This window comes from Cupriavidus sp. R6-3 (assembly GCF_059772245.1).
Genome location: NZ_JCBAJO010000442.1, coordinates 1 through 1396, shown reverse-complemented (window position 1 = coordinate 1396; position 1396 = coordinate 1). Strand labels below are relative to the sequence as shown.

Annotated in this window: 2 protein-coding genes; one reads left to right on the top strand and one right to left on the bottom strand. The window is 68.7% G+C overall.

Features of this window, described 5'->3' with window-relative positions:
• On the bottom strand, nucleotides 1–465 hold a 465-nt coding region (locus AC6EI8_RS26505), incomplete at its 3' end, for a DMT family transporter (protein WP_498383396.1).
• A 294-nt stretch (nucleotides 466–759) separates the two neighbouring features.
• Here AC6EI8_RS26505 and AC6EI8_RS26500 point away from each other — a divergent pair.
• Nucleotides 760–1191 carry a DUF1841 family protein gene (locus tag AC6EI8_RS26500; RefSeq protein WP_149319324.1) on the top strand — a complete coding sequence of 144 codons (432 nt, stop codon included), beginning with the start codon at nucleotides 760–762 and terminating at the stop codon, nucleotides 1189–1191.
• Nucleotides 1192–1396 lie beyond the last annotated feature (205 nt).

Genomic DNA, 1396 nt, shown 5'->3' with positions numbered 1-1396 from the left:
CCCGCCGCCGACCGTCAGGCCCGCGCCGACCGAGCACAGCACCAGCGCGGTCACGGCCGCGCCGGTCAGCTTCTCCTTCAGGAACAGCGCCGCCATCACGGTGACGAAGACCGGATACAGATAGAGCAGCAGCGCCACCAGGCTGGCCTGCGCATGGTTCAGCGCGCTGAAGAAGCAGAACGACTGGCCGACATAGCCGATGCCGCCCATCGCCGCCAGCGCCAGTACGCGCGGCCACGGCGGCAGCGCGATCCGCTGCCAGCGCATCACCGCCGCCAGCGCGATCGCAGCCAGCACGAAGCGCACCGACAGCAGGCCATAGACGTCGGCGCCGGCGTCATAGGCGAAGCGGGCGAAGATCGCCATCGCGCCGAAGGCGCTGGCCGAGATCGCGATCAGCAGCACGCCGGCCAGCTTGTCGCCGGCGTGCCGCAGCAGGGTCGATGGGCGGGGGGTAGCGGTCATGGAGGAGCCGGGCCCTATGGCGAGGTCTACGGAAGGTCCAACTTCAGGTCGAACGGGGCCGACACGGGTCGAACTCGGGTCGAACTCGGGTCGAACTCGGGTCGAACACGGGTCGATCACGGGTCGAAGGCAGGACGAACTCGAGTCGAGCGCGGGTAAAGCGCCGGGTCGAACGGCACGCCGGACGATCCCGCATTCTAGTCGGCATGCGGCCCCTGCGGCACAGTCTCAGTGGCACCCAACGCGGGGCAGCGCCGGCAAGCCCGCGGGCCGTCGTTTACAATCCGCTCCATCATGTTCAATCCCTCCCGTGAAGAAGTCCGCCGGTTCTTTTGCGAAGCCTGGCGCAAGCAAGGCGCCAACGAAGTGCTGACGCCGCTCGAGGCGATCGCCGTCGACTGGATCCGCGCCCACCCCGAATACCACGACCAGCTCGCCGACGCCGACGCGGCCATCGCCGAGGAATTCACGCCCGAGCGCGGGCAGACCAACCCCTTCCTGCATCTGGCCATGCATCTGTCGATCGCCGAGCAAGTGTCCGTCGACCAGCCGCGCGGCATCCGCCAGGCGTTCGAACAGCTGGCGCGCCGGCTTGATTCGCCGCACGAGGCCCATCATCAGATGATGGAATGCCTCGGCGAGATGCTGTGGCAATCGCAACGCAGCGGGCTGCCGCCGGACGGCGAGCACTACATCGCCTGCGTCCAGCGCCGCGCGCGCGGCTGATTTCCGCCGGGCCGCCGGCCGATCGGCCGGTACAAATCGTCACAGCTAGTCCGGCCGGCCACGTGCTAGGCTTTGGCGCGTTGCCATTCCGGGCCGTGCCATGCGTCATATCCGGCACACCCCTTCCAATATTTCCCATGATGCCGATGCTCCGAAGCCCGTCCGCGGCTCGTCGTCCGCGCCTGCTCGCGCCCGCCGCCGCCGT